Annotated in this window: 1 protein-coding gene; it reads right to left on the reverse strand. The window is 52.3% G+C overall.

Annotated elements, in window-relative coordinates; genetic code table 11:
* Positions 1 to 279: pseudouridine synthase (locus tag ACODJP_RS13920; protein ID WP_422482520.1), on the reverse strand; the 279-nt coding region annotated here is incomplete at both ends.

Below are 279 nucleotides of genomic sequence, written 5' to 3' on the forward strand. Positions count from 1 at the left end.
TGAGGAAAATCAGCCCCTGGGAGTCTTTATCCAGGCGGCCAATCGGGAACACGCGTTTGCTGTGGTTAACGAAATCGACAATGTTATCGCGCTCGCCATCTTCGGTGGTGCTGACAATACCGACGGGCTTGTTCAGGGCGATAAGTACCAAATCTTCGGCTTCCCGAGGCTCAATCAACTGACCGTTTACTTTCACAATGTCGCCGGGTTTCACCTGATCGCCAATGGTGGCTCGCTTGCCATTAAGGAACACATTGCCTTGCTCGATATAGCGATCCG

This window comes from Pleomorphochaeta sp. DL1XJH-081 (assembly GCF_049310885.1).
GTDB lineage: Bacteria > Spirochaetota > Spirochaetia > Sphaerochaetales > Sphaerochaetaceae > CAYZJV01.